Source organism: Candidatus Afararchaeum irisae (assembly GCA_034190545.1).
GTDB classification, from domain to species: domain Archaea; phylum Halobacteriota; class Halobacteria; order Halobacteriales; family Afararchaeaceae; genus Afararchaeum; species Afararchaeum irisae.
The window spans coordinates 1-7683 of the sequence record JAXIOF010000096.1 but is presented as its reverse complement, the minus strand read 5'-3'; the positions used below and the strand labels follow the sequence as shown (position 1 = coordinate 7683).

General features: G+C 48.5%; 5 protein-coding genes. All 5 read left to right on the top strand.

From position 1 onward, the window contains the following. Positions 1–108 precede the first annotated feature (108 nt). From cas6 to SV253_09275, 5 genes are read left to right on the top strand one after another with little or no spacing between them, the layout of a single operon-like run. Positions 109–885: a CRISPR-associated endoribonuclease Cas6 gene (gene cas6 / locus SV253_09295; protein MDY6776246.1), complete on the top strand. Its 777-nt coding sequence runs from the start codon at positions 109–111 to the stop codon at positions 883–885. Continuing rightward, complete coding sequence (locus SV253_09290) at positions 882–3137, top strand: TM1802 family CRISPR-associated protein (GenBank protein MDY6776245.1); 2256 nt, start codon at positions 882–884, stop codon at positions 3135–3137. Before cas6 ends, SV253_09290 begins: the two co-directional genes overlap by 4 nt. 2 nt (positions 3138–3139) lie before the next feature. Further along, a complete protein-coding gene (gene cas7b / locus SV253_09285; protein ID MDY6776244.1) occupies positions 3140–4159 on the top strand; it encodes a type I-B CRISPR-associated protein Cas7/Csh2 in 1020 nt (339 codons plus the stop codon). Positions 4160–4178: 19 nt separating this feature from the next. Then, complete coding sequence (gene cas5b, locus SV253_09280) at positions 4179–4946, top strand: type I-B CRISPR-associated protein Cas5b (GenBank protein MDY6776243.1); 768 nt, start codon at positions 4179–4181, stop codon at positions 4944–4946. A 6-nt stretch (positions 4947–4952) separates the two neighbouring features. Then, on the top strand, positions 4953–7541 hold the full coding sequence (locus SV253_09275) for a CRISPR-associated endonuclease Cas3'' (GenBank protein MDY6776242.1): 2589 nt from the start codon (positions 4953–4955) through the stop codon (positions 7539–7541). Positions 7542–7683: the final 142 nt, after the last annotated feature.

The window sequence follows — 7683 nt, the reverse complement described above, 5'->3', positions numbered from 1 at the left end:
ATATAACCATCGACCCCCAATAACGTTCAAACTCCTGGGGGTCGATGGATCACCACTCTCGCCCTAACTATTATTATCTCCTATCCAGAATGGTAGTCTCGTAGTATAATGCGACTCCTACTCAATATCGAATCCCAGTCTAACTCTGTCTACGATACTACCTATCATAACAAACTCCGAGGGCGTATCTGGCAAGCTCTCCGGAACACACCTTTCGACAGCAGACACGACACCAACGATCCAGCAGGAATTACCTTCTCAAACATATTCCCGTGGGGAGACTTAGACGAAGGAGAAGAACGCCAACTCCTAGTTTCCTCACCTGAAGAAGAGTCACTCACCTATATCGCTGAAGACGTTCAGAAAAACCCCGAGTTCAACATCGGCGAGATGTCCTTCAAGGTCACAGATCTATCCGCTCTTGAGGTTGATGTAGGTGAGCCAGGGTCTGAGGGAGTTATAGAGACTGCAACCGGTACGGTCGTCCGACTATACGAAAAACACCGTGAGGAGTACGGAATAGAAACAGACGAGAACCACGGTGACACTCCTACATACTGGCGAAAAGAACACGGTATCAAACCGTTCAAGGACGCAATACAAGACAACCTACAACACAAACATGACCTGTTCGCCTCTGACTATCTACCCGGAGTGACAGAGACAGACGAACAGCTCTTCGAGAGCTACGAACTCATAAAGACGTATTCACTTCCTCTGACAGTAACGACAGGAAAAACCATAGACGTCATACTCAGCAAATGGAGGTTTGAGTACGAGGTGAGTAACGAGGATCACCGTAGGCATCTGAACCTGGCTCTCGACACAGGAATAGGCGGAAGAAACGGATACGGACTGGGGTTCTGTAATATAAGAAATCCATGAGTGTAGAGACTGAAAACAGAGACGGAGACCAAAACCAAGACGAGGAAGAAGACAGCCCGGCGTTAGAGGTACTCGGTAGGCTTCCTTCGCGTCGCGTCGCGTCTCTCTACGATGTAGCCGTACAATACGCGGCTATGGACTGGTACCATACGGTGACCTCAGGAGACTTGGACTTCGATCTCGATCCGAAGTACCTCAGCTTCCTGACGCCGATGGAGAAGAGCGACCTGTACGGAGAGGATGACAACGTACTCGCCGCAAACGTGGATCTGAGTGATCCGGATAATCCTAAGCTCGATAACGAAAATCCAGTCGAGCTACGGACTATCGATGAGTCGAGTCGGTTCAAGCTTGGTCACTCGTACCCAGCAAATAAGACGAGTAGTATGACGGACTACTCGATCACCACTCACAAATCAGCATCTCCCTACCACCTCTCCGGAAGAAGAGACGATGCCTGGGGAACCAATAACATCCAAGACCGCTTTACAGGATGGGCACAGAGTGAGGCAGCCGAAGAAGTAATAGAAGAAGACTCGGTCGAAGATGCTTGGGTGGTTGAAGCCCTATCCAAACTCGGGGAAGACGAAGAGAAGATGAGTCGACTGGTCGATGAGTTCCCCCTCGACACTGACGAGGAAGACGAGGAACACGAGGTCTTCGTAACGGTAAGAGTAAAACTACCAGATAGCGACGAGTACAAATACCCGGGAGAGATCCCCGCCTTGAATGAAGTGATGGTCAAGCAGAAAGCCGAACGCCTCGAGAACACGTCTGTTGAAGACGCTAAAGGAGAAGGTGTCGGATACGTCACAGGAGAGGAAAAGGATGTCACGGGTGGCTCGACGGGATTGCTGAGTATGTATGGAAAGAAGCAGCGGGAGCATTTCCCTGATGTACCCGCTGATGGAGCCTCTGCTTGGCGTAGTAGACCTATAACCCATGAGACCGCCGCGGATATAGCGACGGCTACTAGTCTGTTTGATGAATTCTATAGAGCCCTAGGGGAAGGACGTCGGCTATACATACTCCCATATCTATCAAGCCACCCGGAAAATACGACCCCCGAAACAGTAGACTGGTTCGTAGAGAATGTTTTCAACGAACTTCGGGAAGCTGATGAGGAGGAGTTCGAGGAGAGGGTCGAAGATCTGTACCGGGATATAGACGTTGCTACTCAAAGCTCAGAAACAGGTGATGAATGGGGTAGTTCAGCCGAAGCCTACGAGGACGTGCGTTTCGCTACTGTGTTCTATGTCTCGGGAAATCCGAACAGGATATACTTCGAGTCTATGTCTCCCGAAGCCACGTACCGACCAGGTGAACTCGAAGACGCCCACCTTAGCGTCTTAAACGAAGACGAGTTCGGCAGAGAGGGGATATTCAGTAATATCGTTGAGGAATCGAGTTCCTCTCTCCTCAACAGGGAAGGTACCTTGCGGAGGTTAGCCCTTTTCGGGACTTACTTCGACCAAACTACAGAGCCGACATTAAACAGTGAGGAAGCATCGGGTCAGCCGAAAGCAGGTGATATAGACGATATTAGAGCCCGCAGACTACGTAGCTTTCTAACCGGCGAGACGATCTCCTACGATGAGCTCTTCGAGGAGTATCTCAACCGTATAGTACAGATACAGAGGTCGTCGTTCGGTGATGACTCTCGTCGGAACATCCCATTGTGGGCAGTGATAGAACAGTACACTCAACTCCGTGCTCTCGAAAGAAGCGGAGTTATGGAAGATAACAGACCGAAAAAACTGGAGGTAGAAAACGTGTCACAGCAAGAAACCGAGGATATAGTCCCTCAAGATAGAGAGTACGAATCACGCGCTGAACGTTTAGACGATTTCATCGCTAACCACCCGGTATTAGATGACAACCGGAAGCAGGCAGTCTTCCTACTCGGAGGATTAGTAGGCAGGATAAGCGCATATCAGCGTAAAAACAATGTCTCTTCGACGTTGGTACGTCGGTACCCGATAGACTACCTAACCAAACAGTCTATCAAGGAGGTAACAAACGAAGTCATCCAGATGAATAACACGTATATCGAAGCTGACGAGCAAACGTCGTCCGGCATGAATGCGAGGTATACGAACCCTCTACCGGATCTGATGCTCTCCGAAGACCCGAGTAGCTGGAACTTCTCACAGAACGAGCTTCAGTGGCTCTACGCGCTTGGTATAACCTACGGAAATCAAGATACTTCGCTACAAGATAACGACAACGACAACAACGAGGAGGAAGAATAAAAATGACAATAGAGAATCGCTCAGAGATCGTTTTTTTGTACGACGCAGAGGACTGCAACCCGAATGGAAACCCGCTATCGGCGAATGATAAACCCCGCATAGACGAGATGACTGGGGAAGCAGTAGTCACGGACGTACGTCTAAAACGCTTCATCCGTGATCAACTCGATGACGATGGACATGGGATATACATAAGAAATCCGTCGAAGTCCCCTGGTGAAGACGTTCCTGAGAGAGAGGGTCTCTTCAAGAGAGTTACTGATACAGATGACGAGGATGTTGAAGAGATGTCCGCAGAAGACGCAGCCGAGGCATTCCTAAATAATGCGGCGGATGTCAGGTACTTCGGAGCTACCTGTTCGTTCTCCAGTGACTTCCAAGACAAGCTCGGAGACGATTTCCCCGGTCAGTTCATCGGATCAGTTCAGTTCGAACACGGTCGTAGTATGCATACTGTATCCCCGAAGACGGAGACAAAACAGCTTTCGACTGTAGTCTCTACGGGAGAGGAAGCCGAGCAAGGTACTTTTGCGACAGATAACCGCCTCGAGTACGCTCTCATTAAGTTCCACGGAGTGGTCAATGAGAACGCTGCGGAGGATACAAAGCTCACATCAGAAGACGTAGAGAGGCTCGACTCGGTGATCTGGAGGTCTATAGCAAACCAGACTCTGACTCGGTCTAAGATGGGGCATCAGCCTCGTCTCTATCTTAGGGCTGAATACGAGACAGACGACTATCACCCGGGACGTCTTGACGACGGCGTTAAGAGAAATGACGAAGGAGAAACAGACGGGTCAGAGTACCGCAATATAACAGACGTCACGCTAAATGTAGACGATCTCTTCGAGGAGCTCGAAGAGGACAAAGACCACTTAGACGAGGTTCACGTTTGCGTAGACAAGTACGTGACCTTCGACATAGACGGTGAGGAAGTAGATAACGAAGGGTTCTACGAAGAACTGAAAGATACAGTTGGTGAGGAAAGTGTGGATATAGTAGAACCGTATGGTGATTCGTAATCTACCACGGTGAAACTAAATGACAGACCTGGATGTCGAAGACCGAGAGTGCATCTCGTTTACCGTATCAGGTAACTGGGCTCACTTTCGGCGGATAGACACAACGAACGACAAGCAGACCTATAGAGTCATACCTCGGACGACTGCCGCGGGTCTGATAGCCGCGATGCTGGGTCTCCCGCGTGACTCCTACTACGAGGTGTTCTCCCCAGAGAACTCCGCTATGTCCGTCGAACTCCTCTCCGAGGTAAGGACTATGCAGGTTCCGATGCTTACCCTGCCAACAGCAAGCGGTGATATAACTACTGCTGAGAACGTCAGCGGTAAAACAGTCATAAAGACAGAAGAGGAACGCAAACGACGGTCGTTCGAGTACATTCGTGATCCCAAGTACAGGATCCATGTAGTATTAGACGATGACCAAGAAGAAATCCGAGAAGAGCTCAAAGACAGACTTGGAGTAGAAGATGGAGTCACACAGCCTGTCTACACTCCCTCTCTCGGTAAAACTGAGTGTCTAGCAGAGATCGAGAACCCGACTGTATCCGAAGTAGAGCCCTTAGAGGACGTCGAAGAGATAGATTCCGTGGTACCAGAAAACAAGATAATGCCGAAAGCGTCGGTTTCCTATTCTATGGAGAGATCCCCGGGTTACATGTCCTCAGAAGGGAGAGGTAGGAAGACGACTGGCTTCGTTTCATATGCATATCCGAAGGACGGAGGTAGTATAGAAGTATCGGGAGTCGATGCATACCTGACAGATGGGAGTCAAGTCTGCTTCTACTAAGCTAAGATGAGTAGAGATAGATGTGAAAATGAAGAATGGGAGAATTTTCTTGCACGTCCTGGAGAAGGACTCTGTGACCACTTAACCGATGTCGAGGACAACGCTATAGCTATTTCTCCTCCGAGAGAGACCCCGTATGGGGGAAAGTACTCCGAGATAAACTCGACTATAGCTCGTCTTCACGATATAGGTAAGATGACCTCGTGGTTCCAGTCGTATGTTAATAACAGAGACGAGCCGACAGATTTTCGAGATAAATTAAGATACCACGCCAAGGTCAGTGCGTATTTCACCTACGAGGCTCTAAGATCCCAGGGCTTCTCCAGAGGCGTCGCGCTTGCAGGATTCTATGCAGTCAGATACCACCACGGGGACTTACCGAACCTCAAAGACGCATACTCGCTACATGCTAGATGCCGTACTCAAACTCAAAATAGTCTCAGGCATATTCCGAAACAGATCCATAATATAGAGGATAACTCTCCAGAGCTAACAGATGAGTGGCTTAGAGAAACAACAGACGGAAACCTATCCCTTCGTGACATATCCTTCGAGGGGGTAGAGGATTTGATAAATCTACTTCCCGAAGGGGGGTATCGTCCACCGCAAAACCCAGATAAATTTTACCCGTTCGTCCTTCAACTCGCTTCTACACTCAACTGTGCGGATAAACTCGCGGCTGCTGGAGTACCCATAGATAGTGACGATCCCCTTCCTGACTATGGGAAAATATCTTTCGAGAACAAAGCCTCAGGTATAATTCGTGAGTTGAATGATCTACGAACTGAAGCCCGCAAATCTAGTTCTGAGTCTCTGATAGAAAAAACGGAGTCGGGTAAATCAGTCTTCAAACTCACCCTTCCTACTGGATTCGGAAAGACATTTGCTGGTCTCGAAGGGGCTCTAAAACTCGCGGAGGAGAAGGGCGGTAGGGTAGTATACGCCTTGCCTTATACCACTGTTATCGATCAGGTTCACGAGGAAGTCCTGAATAGATTAGAGGTAGAGCCTGACTCGAATAAGTACACTATACATCATCATCTTGCAGACACTCGTACGAGTATAGAAGACGAGGAAGTATCGGATGGTACAGAAGCGTTATACGGAGAATCTTGGCAGGCAGGTCTAGTCCTTACCACCTTCGTACAGCTTTTTGAGAGTCTCGCAAGCCCTACGAATCTACAGTCCATCAAGCTACCTTCACTACAGAACTCTGTCATAGTAATAGACGAGCCTCAGGCAATTCCTCATAGATGGTGGCATTTGATCAGCCAGCTTACGACTATTCTGGTAGAGGAATACGACGCTACTGTAGTTCTTATGACAGCTACGCAGCCTCAGTTCATCGATGAATTCAATGTCGAAATAGACCCCATCGAAATAGCTCCGAGTGACCGATGTTTCGGTTTCTTAGAAGAAAACGAGAGGGTAAGGTTCCGGATCGATAGTTCAGTTATAGAGGGGGACTCGGAGGGGGAGCCTCTCTCCACCCCCGAAGCCGCTGGAAGGCTGATAGATATAGACGAAAAGACAGAGAAAGGCGAGAATATCCTTGCTGTAAATAACTCCGTAAGATCCGCAGCAGCTCTATCTGACGAGATCTCATCTAAAGCTATACAGAATGGGAGTGAAGTGGTAAGGCTCGGTTCCTATCTTCAGGACTTCTACAGAGTGAATACAGATAGGATTCTATCTTCTATTCAGGGGAGAGGAGACGATATTTCAAAGATAGCTTCGGAGTTCTTGTCCTTTGTCGCGTCGGAATCGAATATTGAAGACTCCGTCTGTGTAATGGGTCTATCCGCTGCATTACGCCCTTGTGATAGAAGTATACTCGTAGAAGCAGCCCGAAGAATAGTAAACCCCGAGAAGAAGACCGAGTTCGACGGTACGACGTTTTTCGTCTCGGCTACTCAGTTAGTCGAGGCGGGTGTAGATATCAGTTTCAACAGAGTCTACCGTGACTTTGCCCCGGTTCCCTCTCTGGTTCAAGCTGCTGGACGGTGTAATAGGTCGTTCGAGGGTGATATGGGAACAGTAGTTGTATGGCAGCTTGAGTATGACGACTACATTCCCTCAAAGATTTACGCTGATACTAATTCGAGGGATCTACTCATTCCTTCGAGATCTTCTATAAGACAGACTCTGTCTGGAGAAGATATAGCGGGGGGAGAAATACCTGAGTCAGTCATGATTACTGATGTTGTACAGGGATATTACGATGAGCTTCATTCTGCGGATGATACTTCAGACGAGAACGACGAGCTTGTCCAGGATATGTATGAAGGAAATGCAGAGAATCTTCGAGAGGAGTCGTTAGTTGATAGTAAAAACGAAGACTGCCTTGTACTAACCTCGGATGAAGACGAGCGGAGGTTAAACGAGTACCTTGAGAAGCAGGAAGGGGAGTATGAATACGAGGACGCGAAAGAAGCGTTTGATGAACTCAAGTACCTGTTTGCTTCTATACCACCCGAAGAGCTTGAAGACCTTCCCGAAGCCGATGGTTACGATATAGATGAGTTTGACGTAGTCGACTCTAGAGGGAGTGATCTGTATTCTATCGAGAGCGGACTGGGTCTGAGGAAAAAGTGACTATTTCTATTTCCATCGACCCCGGGGGGTTTGAACGTTATTGGGGGTCGATGGTTATATAGTGGATGAACACAGTCTATAATCCAGCGCTATAGAAGGGCTAGAGCGCATGGTTACAGATGAACCCTTGTGGGGTTGAAGC

What these genes read in the sequence shown, in the direction of transcription:
- SV253_09275 (MDY6776242.1), top strand. Translation starts at nt 4,953, where the DNA reads ATGAGTAGAGATAGATGTGAAAATGAAGAATGGGAGAATTTTCTTGCA.
- cas5b (MDY6776243.1), top strand. Translation starts at nt 4,179, where the DNA reads ATGACAGACCTGGATGTCGAAGACCGAGAGTGCATCTCGTTTACCGTA.
- cas6 (MDY6776246.1), top strand. Translation starts at nt 109, where the DNA reads ATGCGACTCCTACTCAATATCGAATCCCAGTCTAACTCTGTCTACGAT.
- SV253_09290 (MDY6776245.1), top strand. Translation starts at nt 882, where the DNA reads ATGAGTGTAGAGACTGAAAACAGAGACGGAGACCAAAACCAAGACGAG.
- cas7b (MDY6776244.1), top strand. Translation starts at nt 3,140, where the DNA reads ATGACAATAGAGAATCGCTCAGAGATCGTTTTTTTGTACGACGCAGAG.